Below are 22122 nucleotides of genomic sequence, written 5' to 3'. Positions count from 1 at the left end.
TTAATGGCGGGTGAACGCCCCTGCCCGCCTCCAAACGCAAAAAAGAGCGGCGGGGAAAATGGCCCCGCCGCTCGTTTTTATTTAGTTATTTCAGTCTCTTAGCGGAGCAGCTGAAGCACACTCTGCTGCGAGGTGTTGGCCAGCGACAGCGCGGACACCGCGATCGACTGGCGGGTCGACAGCGCCTGGCTGTTCGCCGCCTCGACGTTGGTGTCGGCCAAGGTCAGGTTCGACGAACCGGTCTGCAGCACGTTGATCAGGTTCTTGTTGAAGTCCTGACGAACCTGCACCACCGAGAGGTTCGAACCGAGCGCCGAGGATTCGGAGCGCAGCGTGCTGGACGCGGCGTTCAGATTGGTCAGCACCTTGTTGGCCGCAGCGTTGTCGATGAAGTCGATGCCGACGGTCAACGAGGCAAGGCCCAGACCCTTGGAATTGTAGGTCACGCCGGTGATGTTCAGGCTCGATTTGCCGGTCTCGTCGAACACCAGCTTGAGCTGGTCGCCGTTCAAGAGGTTGACGCCGTTGAACGAGGAGTCCTGCGAGGTCGTGTCGATCTGGTTCAGGATGTTGTTGTACTGCGAGACCAGATTCGCACGCGCCGTCTGCGCCACCGCATCCTGGACGGGAGTGGAAGCTGTCGAGAAGGTCAACGCCGAGGTCAGCGTGCCACCGATCGCGCCACCCGCGACCGTCGAGCCGAGCGTCGAGGATGCGTAGTCGTTGGACGCGGTGATGGTCAGCAGGCCATTGGCGTCGATCGTCGCGGACAGGTTGTTGGCTAGAAGCTGCGTGTTGAGCTGGTCGAGCGTCTTGACCGTGCCGTTGGTGCCATCGCCGAAGGTGACGTTGACCGCCGTGCCGCCGTTGAAGGAGCTGAAGGTCAAGGTCTTGCCGGCGATACCACCGATGCCCGAGGTACGGGCTGCGGTGAACGCGGTCGCGTTGCCGGTATTGCCGGCCAGTCCGAACACACTCAGCGCATTGCCGGTGCCTGTGATCGACAGGTCGGCATTGATGCCAGTCGACAGCTTGAGCTGGCCGGATGTGTTGATCGCCGAGTTGGATTGTCCGGTCGCGGTCGCGAGCGTACCGCCGCCGCTGCCGTTCAGCGTGAAGGTCTGCACGCCAGTGGCAAAGTCGATCGCCTTCAGCACGTCGGCGACCGTCCCGGTCTGCAGATAGACCGTCGAGTTGCCGTTGCCGTCGGTGAGCACATTGCCGGTCGCGCCGAAGCCGCTCGGGACGGCCGGAGCGTTGGTCGAACCCGGGACCGGCGCGTTCTTGAAGGTGATGACGTGACCGTCGACGTTGAGCGTCGAGCCGTCCTGGACCAGCGATCCCAGCGAGCCAGAGGTCGTCGTGCGGGTTACCGTGAAGACTGCGTTGCCGCTACCCGTTGCGCTGGTCAGGCCCAGCGCCTTGAGGAAGTCGGCCCTGCCGGTGATGCTGAGGTCAGCACCGGTCGAGCTCTTGATCGTCGCAATACCGGCGGCGATCGACGAAAGCGTCGCACCCGAGGCGGCGCCGATGGTTGCAACGCCGGTGCTGCTGATCGAGGCGGTCTGCACCCCGCTGGCGAGGTCGACCGCGGTCAAGAGGTCGTTGACGGTCGCAACCGGCGTGCCGGTCGAGCCGAGATAGACGGTCGAGTTGCCGTTGCCGTCGGTCAGGATGCTGCTGTCGCCAGCCGAGTTGACACCCGAGCCGCTCGGGATCGACGTACCGGTCGGCGCGATGCCGGCGCGGAAGGTGATGGTGTGGCCGTTGACGGTGAGCGTGTCGCCATCCGACGGCGAGGAGCCGATCAGGGTCGCGGCACCGGCGGTGCCGATCAGGGTCGCAGTGCCGGCCAGGTTGGTCGAACCGTCGGCGGCCTTCACTGCCGCGGCAGCCGTGAAGCTGCCCTGGGCAGCGCTGCCCAGCAGGGAGGTCGCGGCCGCCGCGGTCGTGCCGCCGGCGGCCCCCGTGTACAGCACGTTGCTCGCCGCAGTAGCGCTGGCATAGGAGGTCGTGCCACGCAGGTCAGCGGCCGTTGCACCTGCAATCGTGGTCGAAACGTTGGACTTGGTGGAGTAACCGACCGTGGTCTGGAGCGCCTGGTTGGCGATCGACTTCGCACTGTCGATCAGCTTCTGCAACGAGGTCAGGCCGGTGTTGGCGGCCTGGAGCACCTGCACGCCATTGGCGATGCCATCGAGCAGATTGTTGATGTCGCTGGCGCGGTTGTCGAGCGACTGGGCGGTGAAATAGTTGGTGGGATTGTCCAGGGCCGAATTGACGCTCTTGCCGGTCGACAGACGGTTCTGTGTGGTGGCGAGAAGATCGGCGGTGGACTGGAGAGACAGCAGGTTCTGACGAACCGACGCAGAGAGAACAATACCGGACATGACTCTTACCCTTCTGGCTTACGCGTCTTCGTTCGATCGCTTCTGGATCGAGTGACGGGGACAGCCTGCGCCGACATGGCTAACAAAGGGTGAAGCAAGCCTCGCTCGCATAAGCGCCGGTTCACCATAAACCATTGGGACACTACGGTCGGCGCGGCAATCAACCTGAAATTATTATCGATTTTGTCCGCTTACTCTCCATTAACCATAACCGCTGGTTACTTTTTCGATCGCTTGCCGCCTCCTCAAATACCATCCGGCGAACAAAAAAGCGGCGGGACCGAAGCCCCGCCGCCTTATCTTGCTTGCGATGTCTTCCGCTTGTTAGCGGAGCAGCTGGAGCACGCTCTGCTGCGACTGGTTGGCCAGCGACAGCGCGGAAACCGCGATCGACTGGCGGGTCGACAGCGCCTGGCTGTTCGCCGCTTCGACGTTGGTGTCGGCCAAGGTCAGGTTCGACGAACCGGTCTGCAGCACGTTGATCAGGTTCTTGTTGAAGTCCTGACGAACCTGCACGATGGTCAGGTTCGAACCGAGAGCCGAGGCTTCGGAACGCAGCGTGCTCGACGCGGTGTTCAGATTGGTCAGCACCTTATTGGTGGCAGCATTGTCGATGAAGTCGACACCGCTGGTCAACGAAGCGAGGCCCAGACCCTTGGAGTTGTAGGTCACGCCGGTGATGCTGAGGCTCGACTTGGCGGTTTCGTCGAACACCAGCTTGAGCTGATCGCCGTTCAAGAGGTTGACACCGTTGAACGAGGAGTCCTGCGCGGTCGAGTCGATCTGGTTCAGGATGTTGTTGTACTGGTTGACGAGGTTGGCGCGAGCCGTCTGTGCAACCGCATCCTGCGTGGGCGTCGAAGCCGTCGAGAACGTCAACGCCGAGGTCAGCGTGCCACCGATCGCACCGCCCGCAGCCGTCGAACCGAGCGTCGAGGATGCATAGTCGTTGGTGGCCGAGACCGTGAGGAGGCCGTTGGCGTCGATCGTCGCCGTCAGGTTGTTGGCCTGAAGCGAGGTGTTAAGCTGATCGAGCGTCTTGACCGTGCCGTTGGTGCCGTCGCCGAAGGTGACGTTGACCGCCGTGCCGCCGTTGAAGGAGGTGAAGGTCAAGGTCTTGCCGTTGATGCCGCCGACGCCGGAGGCGCGGGCCGCGGTGAACGCGGTCGCGCTGCCGGTGTTGCCGGCAAGCCCGAGCACGGCCAGCGCATTGCCGGTGCCGGTGACCGACAGGTCGGCATTGACGCCGGTCGACAGCTTGAGCTGGCCGGAGGCGTTGATCGACGAGTTGATCTGGCCCGAGGCGGTCGCAAGCGTACCGCCGCCGCTGCCGTTCAGCGTGAAGGTCTGCACGCCGCTGGCAAGGTCGATCGCCTTCAGCACGTCGGCGACCGTACCGGCCTGGAGATAGACCGTCGAGTTGCCGCTGCCGTCGGTGGTGACGTTGCCGGTGGCACCAAGCCCGCTCGGGACGGCCGGAGCGTTGGTCGAGCCCGGGACCGGAGCGTTCTTGAAGGTGATGACGTGACCGTCGACGTTGAGCGTCGAGCCGTCCTGGATCAGCGAGCCCAGCGAGCCGGACGCCGTGTTGCGGGTGACGTTCAGCGTCGCATTGCCGCTACCCGTTGCGCTGGTCAGGCCCAGCGCCTTGAGGAAGTCGGCCTTGCCGGTGATGGACAGATCCTCGCCGGTCGAGCTCTTGATCGTCGCGATGCCGGCGGCGATCGACGAAAGCGTCGCACCCGAGGCGGCGCCGATGGTTGCAACGCCGGTGCTGCTGATCGAGGCGGTCTGCACCCCGCTGGCGAGGTCGACCGCGGTCAAAAGGTCGTTGACGGTCGCAACCGGCGTGCCGGTCGAGCCGAGATAGACGGTCGAGTTGCCGTTGCCGTCGGTCAGGATGCTGCTGTCGCCAGCCGAGTTGACACCCGAGCCGCTCGGGATCGACGTACCGGTCGGCGCGATGCCGGCGCGGAAGGTGATGGTGTGGCCGTTGACGGTGAGCGTGTCGCCATCCGACGGCGAGGAGCCGATCAGGGTCGCGGCACCGGCGGTGCCGATCAGGGTCGCAGTGCCGGCCAGGTTGGTCGAACCGTCGGCGGCCTTCACTGCCGCGGCAGCCGTGAAGCTGCCCTGGGCAGCGCTGCCCAGCAGGGAGGTCGCGGTCGCCGCGGTCGTGCCGCCGGCAGCACCGCTATACAGCACGTTGCTGAGCGCGGTGGAGCTGGCAAAGCTGGTGGTGCCACGCAGGTCGGCAGCCGTCGCACCGGAGATCGTGGTGGAGACGTTGGACTTGGTGGAGTAACCGACCGTGGTCTGGAGCGCCTGGTTGGCGATCGACTTGGCGGAATCGATCAGCTTCTGCAGCGAGGTGATGCCGGTGTTGGCGGCCTGGAGCACCTGCACGCCATTGGCGATGCCATCGAGCAGATTGTTGATGTCGCTGGCGCGGTTGTCGAGCGACTGTGCCGTGAAGAAGTTGGTGGGATTGTCCAGGGCCGAGTTGACGCTCTTGCCGGTCGACAGACGGCTCTGCGTGGTGGCGAGAAGATCGGCGGTGGACTGGAGCGAGAGCAGGTTCTGACGAACCGAGGAGGAAAGGACGATACCGGACATTGAGTGTTACCCTTCTGGTACGCAACGCAACAAACTTCGATTAGGATTAATCGATGCCGGGACGGTGAACGTAGGTGGCTAACAAAGCATGAAGTGAGTCGCGCCAGTCCTTGCGCGGATTCACCATATGCACAATCGAAGCGAAATCGAGCTCGGGCGTATCACCATGATCGAATGGCGCTTTTTCGCGCAACGACGAAGCATTTGCTACTTGTCAACCATAACTCAGGGTGAGCGAATGACTGCATCCAAATGCATCAGCTTCGCTCCGCCGCTCGATGCCACTAAAGGCGCGCGAACAAAAAAGCGGCGGGACCGAAGCCCCGCCGCCTTATCTTGCTTGCGATGTCTTCCGCTTGTTAGCGGAGCAGCTGGAGCACGCTCTGCTGCGATTGGTTGGCCAGCGACAGCGCGGAGACCGCGATCGATTGGCGGGTCGACAGCGCCTGGCTGTTCGCCGCTTCGACGTTGGTGTCGGCCAGCGTCAGGTTGGACGAACCGGTCTGCAGCACGTTGATCAGGTTCTTGTTGAAGTCCTGACGAACCTGCACCACCGAGAGGTTCGAACCGAGGCTCGACGCTTCCGAGCGCAGCGTGCTGGACGCCGAGTTCAGGCTGGTCAGCACCCTGTTGGTCGCGGCGTTGTCGATGAAGTCGACGCCGTTGGTCAACGAAGCGAGGCCCAGACCCTTGGAATTGTAGGTCACGCCGGTGATGTTCAGGCTCGACTTGCCGGTCTCGTCGAACACCAGCTTGAGCTGGTCGCCGTTCAAGAGGTTGACACCGTTGAACGAAGAGTCCTGCGAGGTCGAGTCGATCTGGCTCAGGATGTTGTTGTACTGAGACACCAGGTTCGCACGGGCCGTCTGCGCGACGGAGTCCTGGACGGGGCTGGAAGCCGTCGAGAAGGTCAACGCCGAGGTCAGCGTGCCACCGATCGCACCACCCGCAGCCGACGAGCCGATCGTCGAGGAAGCGTAATCGTTGGTGGTCGAGATCGTCAGCAGGCCGTTGGCGTCGATCGTCGCCGTCAGGTTGTTGGCCTGAAGCGAGGTGTTAAGCTGATCGAGCGTCTTGACCGTGCCGTTGGTGCCATCGCCGAAGGTGACGTTGACCGCCGTGCCGCCGTTGAAGGAGCTGAAGGTCAAGGTCTTGCCGCTGATGCCGCCGACACCGGAGGTGCGGGCCGCGGTGAACGCGGTCGCGCTGCCGGTGTTGCCGGCAAGCCCGAGCACGGCCAGCGCATTGCCGGTGCCGGTGACCGACAGGTCGGCATTGACGCCGGTCGACAGCTTGAGCTGGCCGGAGGCGTTGATCGACGAGTTGATCTGGCCCGAGGCGGTCGCAAGCGTACCGCCGCCGCTGCCGTTCAGCGTGAAGGTCTGCACGCCGCTGGCAAGGTCGATCGCCTTCAGCACGTCGGCGACCGTACCGGCCTGGAGATAGACCGTCGAGTTGCCGCTGCCGTCGGTGGTGACGTTGCCGGTGGCACCAAGCCCGCTCGGGACGGCCGGAGCGTTGGTCGAGCCCGGGACCGGAGCGTTCTTGAAGGTGATGACGTGACCGTCGACGTTGAGCGTCGAGCCGTCCTGGATCAGCGAGCCCAGCGAGCCGGACGCCGTGTTGCGGGTGACGTTCAGCGTCGCATTGCCGCTACCCGTTGCGCTGGTCAGGCCCAGCGCCTTGAGGAAGTCGGCCTTGCCGGTGATGGACAGATCCTCGCCGGTCGAGCTCTTGATCGTCGCGATGCCGGCGGCGATCGACGAAAGCGTCGCACCCGAGGCGGCGCCGATGGTTGCAACGCCGGTGCTGCTGATCGAGGCGGTCTGCACCCCGCTGGCGAGGTCGACCGCGGTCAAAAGGTCGTTGACGGTCGCAACCGGCGTGCCGGTCGAGCCGAGATAGACGGTCGAGTTGCCGTTGCCGTCGGTCAGGATGCTGCTGTCGCCAGCCGAGTTGACACCCGAGCCGCTCGGGATCGACGTACCGGTCGGCGCGATGCCGGCGCGGAAGGTGATGGTGTGGCCGTTGACGGTGAGCGTGTCGCCATCCGACGGCGAGGAGCCGATCAGGGTCGCGGCACCGGCGGTGCCGATCAGGGTCGCAGTGCCGGCCAGGTTGGTCGAACCGTCGGCGGCCTTCACTGCCGCGGCAGCCGTGAAGCTGCCCTGGGCAGCGCTGCCCAGCAGGGAGGTCGCGGTCGCCGCGGTCGTGCCGCCGGCAGCACCGCTATAGAGCACGTTGCTGAGCGCGGTGGAGCTGGCAAAGCTGGTGGTGCCACGCAGGTCGGCAGCCGTCGCACCGGAGATCGTGGTGGAGACGTTGGACTTGGTGGAGTAACCGACCGTGGTCTGGAGCGCCTGGTTGGCGATCGACTTGGCGGAATCGACCAGCTTCTGCAGCGAGGTGATGCCGGTGTTGGCGGCCTGGAGCACCTGCACGCCGTTACCGATGTTGTCGAGCAGGTTGTTGATGTCGCTGGCGCGGTTGTCGAGCGACTGTGCCGTGAAGAAGTTGGTCGGATTGTCCAGGGCCGAATTGACGCTCTTGCCGGTGGCCAGACGGTTCTGGGTGGTGGCGAGGAGGTCAGCGGTGGACTGGAGAGAGAGCAGGTTCTGACGAACCGATGCGGAGAGGACGATACCGGACATTGGGTGTTACCTTTCTGGTAAACGACGCTACTGTTACGCGTCTGCTGCGATCGAGATTGATCCAGCGACCGGCGGACCGTGGCGCCGAGAATCTAACGAAGCATGAAATGAAACCGGCGCTTTTGCTGAGTCGCGGTGTGATTCGCGGCGCCGAGCAATGCGCGAAGCTGCACCGTCGCGCGATTTCGCCGTTGAAATACTTGAACTTTTCCGCACGAAGGCAGAAGATTCACAACTCGTTAACTAGTCTTGATGGAGTATTGCGCCCTGATCCGCCGCAACACACGCTCGGTTACGAAAGCGTTGATGGAGAACAGGCATGGCCCTCAAGGTCGAGCTCAGGCCGCACGAACGCATCATTGTCGGTAACTGCGTGATAACCAACACCGATCAGCGCGCCCGCCTTCTGATCGACGGCGAGAACGTACCGATCCTGCGCGAACGCGACATCCTCACGCCGGAAACCGCCAATACGCCGGCCAGGCTGGTCTATCTGGCGGTACAGCTGATGTACATCTCGCCAGACCCGCAGACCCAGCACGGCACCTACTTCAATCTGGTGCGCGACATCGTCACGGCCGTTCCCAGCGCCTGGCCGATCATCGAGGGCATCAACAACAACATCATGAGCGGCGATCTCTACCGGGCGCTCAAGGACGCCCGCAAGCTGATCGCCTACGAAGACAAGCTGCGTGAGCAGTTCGAGGCCACCCATCCCAAGATCGATATCAAGGGCGACGCCGCCAGCGACGTCAGCTCGGCCGCCTGATCCCGGATTGATCTCAGACCTCTGCAAAACGACAACGGCCCCGGAACCTCGTCGGGGCCGTTGTCGTTTCAGACCGATGGCAGTCACCGCGCCGCGAGCGGCGGCGCCTCGACCTCGATCAAGCCTTCGCCGGTCCGCCGCGCGCCGAATTCGAGCACGGCCGACACCAGCGCATCGATATCCATCTCCACGGTGCGGTGATTGACGATCGCGGCGCGGATCGCGAATTTGCCATCCAGCACCGTGCTCGACGGCGCCGCGATCCCCGACTCCTGGACATCGGCGACGATCTCACGATTGATCGCATCATCGGCGCGATAGCGGAAGCAGACGATGTTGAGATTGACAGGTGCCAGCAACTCCAGTCGCGGTTCGGCAAGCACGCGGGTCTCGAGATATTTGGCGAGCGCGCAGCTTCGCGCAATCACCGTGCCGAGACGGTTGGTGCCGAACGTCTTCAGCGTGAACCAGGTTTTCAGCGCGCGAAAGCCGCGCGACAGATCGGGTCCGAGATCGCAAGGCCAGACCGTGCCGGCCGCTAGCCCCCTCGCCTCGCGGCTCAGATAGGCCGCCGGCTGCGCAAAGGCCTCCCGATGGCGTTCGCCGTCGCGCACCAGAAGGAAACCGGCGTCATAGGGCACCTGCCCCCATTTGTGAAAATCAAGCGCGATCGAATCCGCAAGCTCGATGCCATCGAGCAACGGTGCAAGTTCGGGCGAGAAGATCGCGAGCGCGCCAAAGGCGCCGTCGACGTGAAACCAGATCCCCTCCTCGCGGCACAGCTGTGCAATCGCCTTCAGATCGTCGATCGCACCGATGTCGACCGTGCCGGCGGAAGCCGTCACCAGGAACGGCTTGAAGCCGACCTCGCGATCAATCGCGATCTGCGCACGCAGCGCGGCAACATCGATACGATGATCGGCATCGACGCCGATCTTGCGCAGCGCATCGGTGCCGAAGCCTGCAATGTCCATCGCCCTGGAGATGCAGCCATGCGCCGCCTTCGACGCATAGGCGGTGAGCAGCGCGCCGTCATTGCCGATGCCGTGCTGCCGCGCCAGCGCGCCGAGCGCTGTCGTGCGCGCCACCAGCACCGCCATCAGATTGGCCATCGACGTGCCGGTGACGAAAATGCCGCTCGCACCTTGCGGGAAGCCGAACAGGCCGCGCATCCAGCCGACGATCTGGCGCTCGACCTCGATCGGCATGTGATCGCGTCCGCCGAGATTGGCATTGAGGCCTGCCGCGAGCATCTCCGCGAGCATGCCGACCGCTGTGCCGCCACCATGGACCCAGCCCATGAATCCGGGATGGACGTTGCCAGTCGCGTAAGGTGCGACATGTTCGGAGAATTCGCGATAGACTTCGGCGAGGTCGCTCGCTTCGCGTGGCACATCGGTTCGGATCGCCGCGCGAATCTCATCGGGAATCGGCTGCCAGACCGGACGCGCGCGAACGTTGGCGACGCCGTCGATCGCCTCGTCCAGCATGCGATGGGCGAGCGCGCGAAACTCGCTCCAGTCCTGCGGATCGAGCGATCCACTCGTGACGGACGCCTGCGTGTTGCGAATGATCTCGTTCATGCTGCGCTCCCCTCACCCGCCTCATCACGTGCCTTGGCGTGTCGCGACAGCATCGCGGTGAACGCGGCAAAGATCTTGCGCATCTGCGGCGGCTTGTATGGAAACACGACCGGCGAATCCATGTTGTGCACGACCGCGGTGTTGTCGGCCTCGAACACCAGAAGCTCGCCGCTCTGGTTCTCGGCGCAATCGACGATGAAATAATCGAGGCCGACGCGCCTGCTCATTTCATCAAGCGCGTGACGATGGCGCGCCGCGAAGGCGCGGTCGAAGTCGAGCATGAAGACGGCTTCCTCGGCCCGCTTCTCCTCGCTGAACGCCATGTAGGCGTTGAGATACCAGATGTCCCAGCGATCGGCGATCGCCATGTGACAGGCGTAAGGCTTGCCGTCGACCATGGCGAGACGGTACTTGCGATAGAGCCCGTCGGGGCTCGCATAGTCGACGAAGCGCGCGACGAAGAAATCCTGCTCCTGCCGCTCGACGAGATAGGCGGCGAGCGCGGCCGCATCGTCGAGCTTCGCGAGACCAACGCCGGCATGCGAGCCGCGCGGCCGCGCGATCATCGGAAAGTGCAATTCCTCCGTGATGTCCCCGCAGACGATCCGCCCTTGCGAGAGATCGAGCAATTGCGCGCGAGTCGCGTGGACGGTCGCAGGGATATCGAGTCCGGGAACGTCCGCCAGCAGCCGATACAACTTGTCGCGATCGAGATTGCCGATGAGATCGGGGCGATTGAGCAGCGGCCGCGGCCAGCGCGGCGCGGCCTGTTCGATCACCGTGAGCGCTTCCCGGCATTCCTCGGAATCGGATGCCACCACGATGGCGACGTCGTGATCAGGCAGCGTCTCCGGCAGGCCGGAGCCTTTGATCACGTAGAGCGTCAAGAGCTCGATGTCGGAGCCTTCGAGCAGGAATTCGATCGGCGTATTGCCGCCCATGTCGATGTCGGCCGCAAGCGCAAGCACACGCAAGCCGGGTTTCGGCGCTGTGCTGGGCGTGCGAAACAATTGATGGAAGGCGAGCACTTCCGTCTGGATCACGAGCCCGGCTTCCTTCTCGCCGAGCAGCTGGGCAATCAGCGACAGGTCCAGGCCTTCGCCCGCCTGTGCGGTCCCCTCCGCGATCCGCGCCAGGAGCTGGTCGCGCAATGGATGCAGATCCACGCCCTCGAAGGCCTTGCGCGTCAAATGCGCGAAGCCGATGCGGTCGGCATAGTTCGGCGCGGAAAGCGGATGCAACATCTCACACCTCGAATACGGATTTCGCCGGCACAGCGGCGGCACGGTCAAGCAGCAGTTCGATCTTCACCAGGACGTGGGCGATGCGGTCGAGGATCTGCTGCACATTGCGTTGCGCTTGAGCGGGGTCGGCCGACCAGGCTTCGGTGACGAGCCGCGCACCGGCGCACAGTCGCAGCACAGCCTGCGCCGGGCTATCCGGTTGCTCCAGCCGGACCGGCTGGCCGACGAGACAGCGTTGCGCGGCAACCTGCCGGTCCGCCGTGCTGCCACTGAAATCGTCGTTGACGTCGCACGCAAGCGCGCGATGGACGGCGCCGGTTTCCGCGATCGAAACCGGCTTGCCGTTGCGCAGCAGCGTGAACGGAAACACCGTCCGTTGCACGAATTCCTCATCGTCCGCATCGGCCTTGTTGACCGCGGCCGGTACGGCCCGCAGCGACGGCGACAGCGCGATCATGTTGTCGATGCCAGCGGCGAGATCGGTCAGCACCCTGGCGCGGAATGCGCCGGGCACAGCATAGTATCTGGCCATCTCAGCAAGCGCCGCCTCCCAGCGCAACCATTGACCGAAATTCGGCCGGCGCTCGAAGCGCGAGCGCAGCGCCGCCCACGCCTTCGGCCAGTCGCTGCGGCCGGCATAGTCGAGAACGCCCGGCGCGATCTCGCCAACCCGGTCGAGCGACCGTGACAAACCTTTCGGCACCAGCAGCGCACCGCTGAAAGCCGGCCCGCCGAAGAATTTGGAGCCGGTGATCAGCACCATGTAGCCGCGATCGAGATAGGCGCGCAGCCGCCGGCGCCCGAGCCGCGCCTGACAGGCGTCGACGACGATTTGCACCTTGCCGGGCCAGCGCCGGGCGATCTCGTCGAGGCAGCCCGCGCTCGGGGCGCGCCAGCCGAGTTTCGATGAATCCATGATTTGCAACAGAACGCGCCGACCTTGCGCGAGGCTGGTCTCGACCGCGTGTAGCACGGCGGCATCAGCATCCGGTCGCATTGCGATATCGGATATGGCGTCGAGAAGCGGCACCGCGATGCTGTCGCCGGCGAGTCCTGCCACCGCGCCGTCCTTGCGCACCGAAAGCCCGCTCGCCGTCATCGAGCTGAAATGGCGGCCGCGCGCCGTGTAGGCGGTGCCGCTTCCGGTCTGATCGGCGCCGACCACGATCGTCACCGGCGGCGCGCCGAGCACTGCGTGGGCCAGGAACAGGGCGTGCAGCTGGGAATCCGTGCCCGACGGCGAGAACACGATGTCGACGCGCTGTGACAGCTGAAAATGGCCCCGCAATTCGTCGCGCACATCCTCGCAGCGCGCATCGAAGGCGACCTCGACTTCGTCGAACAGGCATTTGTGCACGAGCTCCTCGCGCGCCAGCGCCGCGCGGTCATAGGCCGCCTGCGAGATCGACGATGCGGTCGAGGAGGCGAAATTCCAGATCTCGGATTCGGGCGACGCCGCACAGCCGTAGGCGTTGACGCGGGTCTGCGGGTCGAGCGCCAGCCGCCGGTCACCGCCGGCAACGAGCAACGTGTCGAGCGGCGTGAACAGGTCGCGCAAGCCGTAGCGCGAGCCGCCGCCAGGGGCGTGCTCGGCGTCCTGCAATCGGGATGCGCCGGCGCTCATCCCGAACGGCTCACGCCGCATCGGCCGCAGCCGCGGGCGCTGGGGCGAATTGCGATGCGATGTCGCCGTGGAACACCGAGGGCCCGACGTGATCGAGCGAGCTCTGGATATCGGCCCAGATCTCGCCGCCGATATCGGTCCAGCGCTTGCAGAAGGCGAAATCCTCGGAGAGGTAAGTGCCGGTTGCCGGATCGATCATGCATTCGAACAGCGCGAACCTGTTCGGGCTCGAAACCAGCGTGTCATGCGAATGCTCACGGAAAAATTGCAAGCCAGCATAATCCGGATGGCGGCACATGGCCTCCAGCGCCTGGCGCCGGATCATCAGGAAGCCGGTGCCGGCATAGCGCACGCGGGTGAAGCCATTGACCATCACGATGCGGTCGGGATCCTCGATCTCGAGCACGTAATCGAGTGAGGCTGCCGGCACATCGGCCCGGCCGGCCTGGATCGCCCGCCTGGCCTTGTCCCAGTTGACCCGCTTGATCGGATAGCAGCCGGCGACGATTTCGGCGCCGCACTCGATCAGCCGGAACACCTGCTCGGGCGTGAAACCGATGTCGGCGTCGACGAACAGGAAATGCGTCGCCTTGGGATCGTCCAGGAACATCGCGACGAGGTTGGCGCGCGCGCGGGTGATCAGCGCGTCGCCGTCCCGCAACAGCACCTTGAGCTCGAGATTGGACATGCCGTGCACGGCGCGCTGGAGCGCGAAGATCGAGCTGGCGTAAATGCTCGACACCTGCCCGCCGAAGCACGGCGTGGCCACGACCAGTTGCATCTTGTCCGACATCGACGGCTCCGCCCCGCTCAAATCCTCACCAAGAGGTAAACAGGCATGGTTAACGGCGCCTTAATGCGCCGTTACAGGTACTTGACCAGCGAGAGCTGCGCGAGGTTGGCGGTAGTCTGGTAAGACGCCTGGAGCGCGTTCTGGAGCGAGAGGATCTCGCTCGCGACCTGGTCGGGCGAGGCCGACTCCGCCTGGTCGATGATGGTCTGGAGCTGCGCCTTGGCCTGGGTCTGGCGCGTGCCCGCGTCCTTCATCGTGTTCTGGGCCATCGCGATGTCGGTCTGGATGTCCTCGATCTTCTGCTGCCCGGGCTGCGGCGTCAGCGCCTGCGTCGTGCGCAGGCTCAGCGCCGCGACCTGGGCGCCCGAATACTGCCCGGTCGGCGAGGTCGAGAACGTCCCGTACACGGCGATCGCCTGTAGCTGGCTGCGGATCGCGTCCTCGTCGGCCTGCGCGCCATATTGCACCGTGACGGAATCGTCGACCCGCGCCACCGCGGTCGAGCGCGCCGAGCCGGGGCCGTCATTGCCGGTGTACCATTTCACGGTATTGGCCGAGCCGTTGACCAGCGTCGTCGCCGAGCTCGCAGGCGACGAGCCGACCCGCAATGGCGGCTGGGTGGCTGTGATCGGGGACGAGCCGAACCCGAGTGCGCCCAGCGCGGCCGTATTCGAGCTCGTGATGTTCAGGCTCGCCGCGTCGTTCGTGTTGATCGTGATCGAGCCGCCATGGATCGTCGACGGCTTCGAGGTCCCCGTGATGGAGTCGATCTTGCTCATCAGGGTCTGGATGCTGTCGGTGACGTTGAGCTGGTTGCCGGTCGCGCCCGAGGCGACGAAGCTCAGCGTGGTGCCGTTGACGGTGATGCTGTCGCCGGCGGCGAAGCCCGGCGCAATCGAGTCCGAGGGCGCCGTGCCGGAGAGCGCCGTGGTCCCGCTGATCGGTGCGGACGGGGTCGCCTGGTTGGTCTTGGCTGCGCCGATCGCCGAGCCATCCGTATTGAAGAAGTTGTCGCCGGCGGTGACGGCGGACGCCGCCACCAGCGAGGTGTTGGCGAGCTTCGTGATCGCAGTGTTCAGCGCGGTGTTGAGGTTGGCCGCCGTATTGTTCGGGTTGACGGGAGTGCTTGCATCGATCGCAAAGCTCCCGACCGGCGTCGGCGTGGCCGTCGAGGCCGTCAGGTCGATCTGCTCGGTCGAGCCGTCGGGCAGCGTGAACTGAACGCTCAGCTTGTCACCGTTGTTCGGGTTGACGCCGTTGAGATCGACCGAGAACGAGACCGGTGAGCCGCTCGGGCCGGTGACGGTTGCGCCCGTCAGCGTCGAGGAGACTGCGGCGATCTTCAGTCCGAACGGCGATCCGGCGACGTCCTCGGACACCTGCACCGAGCTCGGCGTCGGCTGCGTCTGCACCAGCCGCCCCGTGCCGTTGGCACCGAGGTCGGCGGCCTGGCGCTCCGCCATGACGGTCTTGAGACCGTCCTGCGTCGCAGTGCCGTTGATGATGGTCCCGGCATCCGCAACCGATTGCGTGTTGTAGGCGGTGCCGGAGAACAGATAGCGGTTGCCCGCCTGCGTGTTGAGGACGCCGACCATCGAGCCGAACTGGGCCGCGGCGGTGTTCTGCGCGATCGTCTGCCCGTTGACGTTGATATCCTGCGAGGTGCTGGCGGAGCCGGTCTGCACCGTGCTGCGGATCGTCGTCAGCGACTGGAGCGCGGTGTTGGCGAGGTTGATGTTGACGTTGACGTTGGTGATCGTGTCGGTATAGGCGGCGATGTTGGAAAGCTGCGCGCGCGAGGCGATCGCAAAGCCTTCGTTGGTCCCCATGCCGGAATAGCTTTGCGACAGCTTGCCGGTCGAGAGCTGCGTCGACAGGTCGGTGAGCTGCTGATTGATGTTGCGGATCTGTGCGCCGAGGACCGACGAACCGTAATTGATGCTGCTGATCGACATGTTTCAGAGCCCTGTACTGATTACCCTTGAGCCTGGATCAATGTATTCATCATGCTCTGCACCACCGACATGACGTGGGCGTTGGCGGCATAGGCATTCTGAAGCTGGATCAGGTTCGACATCTCCGAGTCCAGATTGACGCTGGAGGTCGAGTTGAACTTGGCCTGGAGCGTCGAGACCACGACGCTCTGGCCCTGCTGAAGCTGGGTCGCCTGGGTCGAGGCATTGCTCTGGACGCTCAGGAACTGCTGGAGGTAGTTCGAGACGCTGCCGCTGAACGGCTGGCTCGCCGAGCCGAGACCGGTCTGCGGCGAATAGGAGAACACCGTATTGGTGAGCTGCGAGTAGAGATAGTCCGAGCGCGTGGTGTCGCCTGCGGGCGTCACCGGCGAGGTGCTGTAGACCGACAGCTTGCTCGCATCGGTGACCAGCGCCGGGTTCACCGAGATGCGCCCGGCAAGGCCGGTCATCTGCGAGCCCGATGCCGTGATCGCGCCGGTGTAGAGCGCCGTGCTGCCGTCGGTGAACAGCGGCAGTTGCGGACCGCCGGAGGTCAGCGACGAGATCGTCTTGGTGATCGACGCCGAATTGACCTTGGCAAGACCGGAATTGTCGTCGGTGACACGGAGCGTGGTCGCGGTCGCCGGCGACGGGGCCGCGGAGAACGTCAGGTGCGAGCCGGGCAGCGCGGTGTTGAGCGCGGCCGCGATCGCGCCCATGCCGCCGGAGAAATTGACTCCGATCTGCACCGGATTCGCGTTGGTCGCGTTCTGGAGCGGCAGCGCCGCCGGATCGGTCACGTTCACCAGCGTGACCTGGCGCTTTGTGTTGGTGGAATCAGTATAGCTGATGTTGACGGTGTTGCCCGGCTGCGCGCCGGCGAGATCGATATCGAAGCCTGCGGGCGGACCGGAGACGGTGCTACCCGCCGTGGTCTTGTCGGACAGCGCGCTCGACATCGTCGCGGCGAGCTGATCGACCTGGTTCTGCGCCTGCACCAGCGTCTGGTCGCGCAGCTTCAGATCGGCCGCGATCTGGCCGGAGGAAACCACGCTGTTGGCGGCGACATCGATTGACGAGCCGTTCGGCAGCGTGATGTTGAACGCGCCGACACCCGACCTGGCCGGATCGGTGTTGTAGAGCGAGGTCGCAGACAGCGCACCCGCTGAAGAGAAAGTGAACTTTGAGGCGAGGCCCGCGCCGACGAGCTGAATGCCCGTGGTGGTGTAGATGTTGGCCTGGTTCGATCCGTCGGTGGTGACGTGGACGTCGACATATTTCGACAGCGTGTTGATGGCCTGGTCGCGCTGGTCCATCAGCGTCGCCGCGGACGGATCGGTCGACGCCAGGCCCTGGAGCTTGGTGTTGATGTCGGCGATCTGCTGCATCGCTGCGTTGGCCTGCTGCGCCGAGGTGCCGAGATCCTGCTCGACATTCGACCGCAGCGACTGGATGCCGCTGGTGGTGACGTTGAGCTGCTGCGCCAGCGTTTGCGCCGCGCCGAGGGCGACGGTCTGCGCCGACGACGAACCCGCACTCGTCGACAGCGCCTGGAGCGAGCTGGTGAAATTGTTCAGCGCGGTTTCGAGCGTGCCGCTGCCGCCGGGGTTGCCATAGACATTCTGAAGCTGCTTCAGAATGTTGGCCGTCTGGTCGGCGTAGCCGCTGCCGCCGGTCTCGGTACGCAGCTGGCCCAGCACATAGCTGTCGATGTCCCGGCTGACGCCGGTCGTCTTCGCCGTCGAGCCGAACTCGCCGGTGGTGACCTCGATCTGGTTCGCCGTCTGGGCGACGTAACCCGGCGTCTGCGAGTTGGCGACGTTCGACGAGACGATCGAGAGCGCGGCCTGGTTGGCACGCAGACCGCTCATCGCACTGGCCAGGGCTGAACTCAAACCCATGTTGACTAGCCGCCTTTGGTTACGTTACGCGCCGATCAGCGCAACACGTTCAAGAGGTCCTGCACCATCGAATTCGCGGTCGTGATCACCTTGGTGTTGGCCGAATAGGCCTGCTGGGTCACGATCAGCTTGGTGAATTCGTCGGCGATGTCGGTGTTGGATCCCTCCAGCGACGAGCCGCTGATGGTGCCCGAAGCGCCGTCGATCGCGGGTCCCGACTGATCCGTCGCCGCGTAGGCGCCGCCGTCCATCGCCTTCAGATAATTGGTGCCGTTGAAGTGCGACAGCGACACCTGGGCGAGATCGAGGTTCTGGCCGTTGGAGAAGGTGCCGACCACGAGACCGTTGTTGTTGACGGCGACCGAGCGCAGCTGACCGGCGGCGTAGCCGTTCTGCGTGATGGTGTTGATGGTCACCGCCCCGCTCGTGCTTGCATATTGCGTCAACCCGCCCGAGGAGATGTTGAAGGCGACCGAGCCGAGCGTCTGGCCGCTGACACTCACGTTGTTGATGGTGATGCCCGAGCCACTTGGCGAAGTGAGCGAGCCGTCGGCGGCAAAGGTGAAGGCCTGGCCGGTGTTGACCCAGCCGGCCGTCGTGCCGGTCGCGTTCGGATCGGTCTGATAGAACAGATTCCAGGTATCGGAATGTCCCGCGCCCAGCGACGCGCTGTCGGTCTTGGCCCAGCGCAATTGCAGGTTCACCGGCGTGCCTGCGGCGTTGTAGGCGGTCACCGCGCCGCCGCTGATCGATTCCTTGGTGAAGGTGGCGATGTCGTTGCCGATCACGGTGCCGGTGCCGGCAGTGCCGCCGCCGTCGCGGTTCTTGGTGATGGTCGAGGTGAAGCCCAGCGCGGCAAAGGCCGAACTATTGGAGCTCGACACCGACAGGTTGGAAACGGTGCCGGTGTTCAGCGTAATCACGCCGCCGCTGCTGACCGAGGACCCCGAGGCGCCGGAGAGCGCATCGATCTTGCCGAGCAGAGTCGTGATGTTGTCGGTGATATTGATCTGGTTATTTCCGGAAGCGCCCGACGTCATGAAGGTCAATGTCTGGCCGTCGACCGTGATGGTGTCGCCGGCAGCGAAGCCGGACGAAAGCACCTCGGCGCCGCCGGCCGTTGCACTGCCGCTCAGGACCGTGGCGCCCGTGATCGCGGGCGAGGACAACACGTTGCCACCGCGCGTCACGCTGCTGATGCCGAGCGCAGTGGCGGCCGTACCGCTGCCGACCGGCACGTCGGTGCCGGTGCCGGTCGAGATCTGGATGTTGCCGCTGGCGCTCAGCGTGGCCGTGACGCCGGCGCCACCGGCGGTCTGGATCGCGCTCAGGATGCTGGCGACCGTGGCGGTCGTGCCCGCGCCGAGGCCGATCGTGGTATTGCTGCCCGTCGTCGTGACAGTGGTGCTGGTGTCGAAAGTGATGGTGTGGCCGTTGATAGTCAGTGTCTGGCCGCTCAGCCCGGTGAGGATGCTGGAGGCGAGATGCGTGCCCACGGTGTTGTCAAGGGAGGTCGTCGTCGAGGCCACCGCCGACGAGTTGTTCTGGAGCGGAACCGTGCCCGTCCCCGTCGTCGACGAGTAGGCCGAGCGGATGTTGCCCGTGGCGGCCGCGCCGGACACCGTCGCGCTGGTATAGGGGGCGGGCGGCGTGCCGACCGGCAGCGGGTTGGCTGCGAAGTCCGACGGGTTAAGCCCGCCGGCAGCCAGCAGCGTGCCGGTCGACGCGGTTGTGCTCGCCACAGTGTTTGGTTGAGTCGGCAGGTTCGCCGCATACTGGATCGACGTCGTCGCCTGCGCCGGGATGAAGTTGTTCTGGAATTTCAGAACGGTCGCCACGTTGCCTTGCGGGTTGCCGGTCTTCGGGTCGACCGTGACGCCCATCAGATAGTAGCCGGCGCCGTTGACCAGATTGCCGTTGGAATTGAGCTGGAAGTCACCGCGCCGTGTGTAATAGGTGACGCCGCCGAACTGCGGCAAGTTGTCGACGACGCTGGTCGCCTTCTGGATCGAGAAGAAGCCGTCGCCGGTGATCGCCATGTTGGTGGCGACGGTGGAGGACGAGATCGTGCCCTGCGTGGTGATGGTCGCCTGCGCATGGGCGGTGACGCCGCCGGCGACCTGCTTGCTCGGCACGGAGGAGTCGGGAATGAGATCTTCGAACGAGGTCCCGATGCCCTTGTAACCGGTGGTGGATGAGTTCGCGATGTTGCCGGAAATGTTCTGAAGCGCGTAGGACTGCGCTTGCAGGCCACCCACCGAGGTGTTCATAGCATCGAAGATACCCATAACTTTGTCTCCAAATCCGATCTCGGCGGCCGGTCGACCAGGGCCGCAGTCGGGGGAGACAGTCGCAAGGGCTATGCCAATGCGGGTATCTTCACAAAATCAATGACTTAAATAGACACGCCCCGGTCGGATGACCGGGGCACAATTGCCGGGGCCGGCAACAATTGCCGGGGAAACACGTCAAATAAGGCCTTACGTCGCAGACGGGGCCCCGGGGTGAAACACCAGCCCGAAACCGTCGATGCAGTAGCGCAGTCCGGTCGGCTTCGGACCGTCGTCGAAGACGTGGCCGAGATGGCCGCCGCAGCGGCGGCAATGCACCTCGGTGCGGACCATGCCGAAGGTACGGTCCTCGGTCTTGCCGACATTGCCCTCGATCGGCTGGTAGAAGCTCGGCCAACCCGTGCCGCTCTCGAACTTGGTCTCGGAGGCGAACAGCGGCAGATCGCAGCCGGCGCAGGCAAAGACGCCCTTGCGATGCTCGTTCAGCAGCGGGCTGGAGCCCGGCCGCTCGGTGCCCTCCTTGCGCAGAATCTCATATTGCTGCGGCGTGAGCTGGGCGCGCCACTCGGCGTCCGTCTTCTCGATCTCGAATTTCTGCGCGGCCTTCTCTCCAGCTTCGGCCGGCGTTGCTCTCAGCCAGCGAAAGGCCGAAAAGCCGAACAGGCCGGCGACAGTGGTCAACAGGATGCGGCGGTCAAACATCTCATTCTCCGTGCGCGGGAAGTCCACGCCCCGAGATACGGGTTCTAACGGCAGACGTTACACTTCCAGGCGGGATTTTTCTCAACTTATTGCGAGGCGCCCTGGTCGTGCGAGGCGGGTTCCGCGCCGTCAACCGGTTGTGGCCGCGGCGGCGGGGCCGGCCGGGGCCGAACCCCGGGCGGCGGTCGGCGCGGACCGGTGCCGGCGGCCCGGTTGGCCTCCGCCAGCCGCGCCTCGCGCTCCCTGTCCTTGACCCGCGCCTGCTCGCGGTAGCGGGCGAGCGAGCCTGCGGCCGCGGAGCTCACCCTGCCCCACATTCCGACCAGCTGGCCCGCGACGCGCCCGGTCGCACCTCCCGCCCACACCAGCTCGAACGGCGAGAACAGCTTCCAACGCTCGTCGCCCCACAGGATGCTGCGCGCGATCAGCTGCCCGGCCATGGCGGAGGTGTTCATGCCCTGGCGGCCGAACCCGCTCGCCACCCACAGGCCTTTGCGCAGCTGGCCGATCTGCGGCATGCCGTGCACGGTCTGGCCGGTCGCGCCACCGAACGTCTCGGTGATCTCGACATTGCCGAGCTCCGGGAAGATCGATCTGATCCGCCGCCTGACGCTGCCTGCAAAGCGTTGCGGCCGCGCGGCCCAGGTCGTCTCCGGGCTTTCCCACATCAGGCGGTCGCCATCGACGATGCGGAAATGATCGACGCCGTCGGAATCCATCACCGATCCCTTGAAGGCGATGATCTCATGCACGCGCTCGCCGAGCGGCGCGGTGACGCCGGCATAGCGCCAGACCGGCAGCAGCGTTTCCGACAGCCGCCGCAAGGGCGCGCCGAGATGGATGTTGCCGGCGAGCACGATGTGGGTGGCGCGCAACCGCGCCGACGGCGTGACGATGCGCTTGCGGATGCCGGAATGATCGATGCTGACGACCGGCGTATCCTCGAAGATGCGCGCGCCCGCGCGCCGCGCCAGCGCCGCCAGGCCGTGGACGTATTTGCGGCCATCGAGCTGGAATGCCTTGGGATAGTAGACGCCGTGGAAATAATGATCGGTCTTGAGCACCGCGCGGACGCGGTCGGCCTGCCAGCCCTCGACCTCGGTGTCGAAATCCTCGTTCAATATCTGCAAGCGGCTGATCAACCGGTCGCCGGCATCGACATTGGACACTTCCAGCACGCCGTCGCTGCGGCCGATGCCGGGCATGTTGTCTTCGGTGGCGTTGCCGCGGACGAATTCGGCGCCCTCCTTCGACAGCGTCCACAATTCACTGGCATCCTCGAAGCCGATACGCTCGATCAGCTCGGTCAGCGGCAGCGCAAAGCCCGGCATCACGGTACCGAGCTGGTTGCCGGAGGCATTCCAGCCGATATGGCGGCCCTCGAGCACGGCGACGCTGGCCCCGAGCCGGGCGGCTTCGAGCGCAATGGAGAGCCCGGCCAGCCCCGCCCCGATGACGCAAATATCGGCATCGAGGTCGAACGACAGCCGCGCGCGCTCGCGAAAGCCGGCTTCTTCCTGGGATACGCTTGTGAAAGTCTCGCTCATGTCGTTTTCTTAGAGCATGATCCGGAAAAGTGTGCAGCGGTTTTTCCTCGCGACAA

Annotated in this window: 13 protein-coding genes; 1 reads left to right on the top strand and 12 read right to left on the bottom strand. The window is 64.9% G+C overall.

Annotated elements, in window-relative coordinates:
* Window positions 1–98: 98 nt before the first annotated feature.
* From IC761_RS12430 to IC761_RS12420, 3 genes are all read right to left on the bottom strand, one after another.
* On the bottom strand, window positions 99–2390 hold the full coding sequence (locus IC761_RS12430) for a DUF1522 domain-containing protein (protein ID WP_195803527.1): 2292 nt from the start codon (window positions 2388–2390) through the stop codon (window positions 99–101).
* A gap of 324 nt (window positions 2391–2714) precedes the next feature.
* Window positions 2715–5006: a DUF1522 domain-containing protein gene (locus IC761_RS12425; RefSeq protein WP_195803526.1), complete on the bottom strand. Its 2292-nt coding sequence runs from the start codon at window positions 5004–5006 to the stop codon at window positions 2715–2717.
* Window positions 5007–5365: 359 nt separating this feature from the next.
* A complete protein-coding gene (locus tag IC761_RS12420) occupies window positions 5366–7657 on the bottom strand; it encodes a DUF1522 domain-containing protein (RefSeq protein WP_195803525.1) in 2292 nt (763 codons plus the stop codon).
* Window positions 7658–7976: 319 nt separating this feature from the next.
* On the opposite strand from IC761_RS12420, the gene flbT reads away from it, so the two are divergent.
* Entirely contained in the window at window positions 7977–8426 is a 450-nt protein-coding gene (flbT, locus tag IC761_RS12415; RefSeq protein ID WP_195803524.1) for a flagellar biosynthesis repressor FlbT, read from the top strand.
* 83 nt (window positions 8427–8509) lie between these two features.
* Here the strand turns inward: flbT and IC761_RS12410 are convergent, their stop codons facing one another.
* The 9 genes from IC761_RS12410 to IC761_RS12370 all read right to left on the bottom strand — a co-directional run bounded on the left by IC761_RS12410 (window position 8510) and on the right by IC761_RS12370 (window position 22066).
* The gene (locus IC761_RS12410; protein WP_195803523.1) at window positions 8510–10009 is read right to left on the bottom strand and encodes a pyridoxal phosphate-dependent decarboxylase family protein; all 1500 of its coding nucleotides are present in this window, start codon (window positions 10007–10009) and stop codon (window positions 8510–8512) included.
* Window positions 10006–11253, bottom strand: coding sequence for an ATP-grasp domain-containing protein (locus tag IC761_RS12405; protein WP_195803522.1), 1248 nt, complete (start codon window positions 11251–11253; stop codon window positions 10006–10008). The genes IC761_RS12410 and IC761_RS12405 overlap by 4 nt, the downstream gene beginning before the upstream one ends.
* A 1-nt stretch (window position 11254) precedes the next feature.
* Window positions 11255–12898, bottom strand: coding sequence for a hypothetical protein (locus tag IC761_RS12400; protein WP_195803521.1), 1644 nt, complete (start codon window positions 12896–12898; stop codon window positions 11255–11257).
* Window positions 12888–13670 (bottom strand): methylenetetrahydrofolate reductase, encoded by a 783-nt coding sequence (locus IC761_RS12395; RefSeq protein ID WP_195803520.1) that lies wholly within the window; start codon window positions 13668–13670, stop codon window positions 12888–12890. The genes IC761_RS12400 and IC761_RS12395 overlap by 11 nt, the downstream gene beginning before the upstream one ends.
* Before the next feature lie 71 nt (window positions 13671–13741).
* Window positions 13742–15625: a flagellar protein gene (locus tag IC761_RS12390; RefSeq protein ID WP_195803519.1), complete on the bottom strand. Its 1884-nt coding sequence runs from the start codon at window positions 15623–15625 to the stop codon at window positions 13742–13744.
* Window positions 15626–15645: 20 nt separating this feature from the next.
* Window positions 15646–17526 carry a flagellar hook-associated protein FlgK gene (gene flgK, locus IC761_RS12385; protein ID WP_195803518.1) on the bottom strand — a complete coding sequence of 627 codons (1881 nt, stop codon included), beginning with the start codon at window positions 17524–17526 and terminating at the stop codon, window positions 15646–15648.
* A 35-nt stretch (window positions 17527–17561) separates the two neighbouring features.
* On the bottom strand, window positions 17562–19814 hold the full coding sequence (locus IC761_RS12380; protein WP_195803517.1) for a flagellar hook-basal body complex protein: 2253 nt from the start codon (window positions 19812–19814) through the stop codon (window positions 17562–17564).
* 192 nt (window positions 19815–20006) lie between these two features.
* Window positions 20007–20519: a peptide-methionine (R)-S-oxide reductase MsrB gene (msrB, locus tag IC761_RS12375; RefSeq protein WP_195803516.1), complete on the bottom strand. Its 513-nt coding sequence runs from the start codon at window positions 20517–20519 to the stop codon at window positions 20007–20009.
* Between the two features lie 86 nt (window positions 20520–20605).
* A complete protein-coding gene (locus IC761_RS12370; RefSeq protein ID WP_195803515.1) occupies window positions 20606–22066 on the bottom strand; it encodes an NAD(P)/FAD-dependent oxidoreductase in 1461 nt (486 codons plus the stop codon).
* Between the last annotated feature and the right edge of the window lie 56 nt (window positions 22067–22122).

The sequence above is a fragment of the Bradyrhizobium commune genome, assembly GCF_015624505.1.
GTDB lineage: Bacteria > Pseudomonadota > Alphaproteobacteria > Rhizobiales > Xanthobacteraceae > Bradyrhizobium > Bradyrhizobium commune.
The sequence above is the reverse complement of the archived record's forward strand: the minus strand, read 5'-3'. Positions and strand labels throughout refer to the sequence as shown.

Coding starts and splice junctions, on each gene's coding strand:
- IC761_RS12430 (WP_195803527.1), bottom strand. CDS start 2,390: ATGTCCGGTATTGTTCTCTCTGCGTCGGTTCGTCAGAACCTGCTGTCT.
- IC761_RS12425 (WP_195803526.1), bottom strand. CDS start 5,006: ATGTCCGGTATCGTCCTTTCCTCCTCGGTTCGTCAGAACCTGCTCTCG.
- IC761_RS12420 (WP_195803525.1), bottom strand. CDS start 7,657: ATGTCCGGTATCGTCCTCTCCGCATCGGTTCGTCAGAACCTGCTCTCT.
- flbT (WP_195803524.1), top strand. CDS start 7,977: ATGGCCCTCAAGGTCGAGCTCAGGCCGCACGAACGCATCATTGTCGGT.
- IC761_RS12410 (WP_195803523.1), bottom strand. CDS start 10,009: ATGAACGAGATCATTCGCAACACGCAGGCGTCCGTCACGAGTGGATCG.
- IC761_RS12405 (WP_195803522.1), bottom strand. CDS start 11,253: ATGTTGCATCCGCTTTCCGCGCCGAACTATGCCGACCGCATCGGCTTC.
- IC761_RS12400 (WP_195803521.1), bottom strand. CDS start 12,898: ATGCGGCGTGAGCCGTTCGGGATGAGCGCCGGCGCATCCCGATTGCAG.
- IC761_RS12395 (WP_195803520.1), bottom strand. CDS start 13,670: ATGTCGGACAAGATGCAACTGGTCGTGGCCACGCCGTGCTTCGGCGGG.
- IC761_RS12390 (WP_195803519.1), bottom strand. CDS start 15,625: ATGTCGATCAGCAGCATCAATTACGGTTCGTCGGTCCTCGGCGCACAG.
- flgK (WP_195803518.1), bottom strand. CDS start 17,526: ATGGGTTTGAGTTCAGCCCTGGCCAGTGCGATGAGCGGTCTGCGTGCC.
- IC761_RS12380 (WP_195803517.1), bottom strand. CDS start 19,814: ATGGGTATCTTCGATGCTATGAACACCTCGGTGGGTGGCCTGCAAGCG.
- msrB (WP_195803516.1), bottom strand. CDS start 20,519: ATGTTTGACCGCCGCATCCTGTTGACCACTGTCGCCGGCCTGTTCGGC.
- IC761_RS12370 (WP_195803515.1), bottom strand. CDS start 22,066: ATGAGCGAGACTTTCACAAGCGTATCCCAGGAAGAAGCCGGCTTTCGC.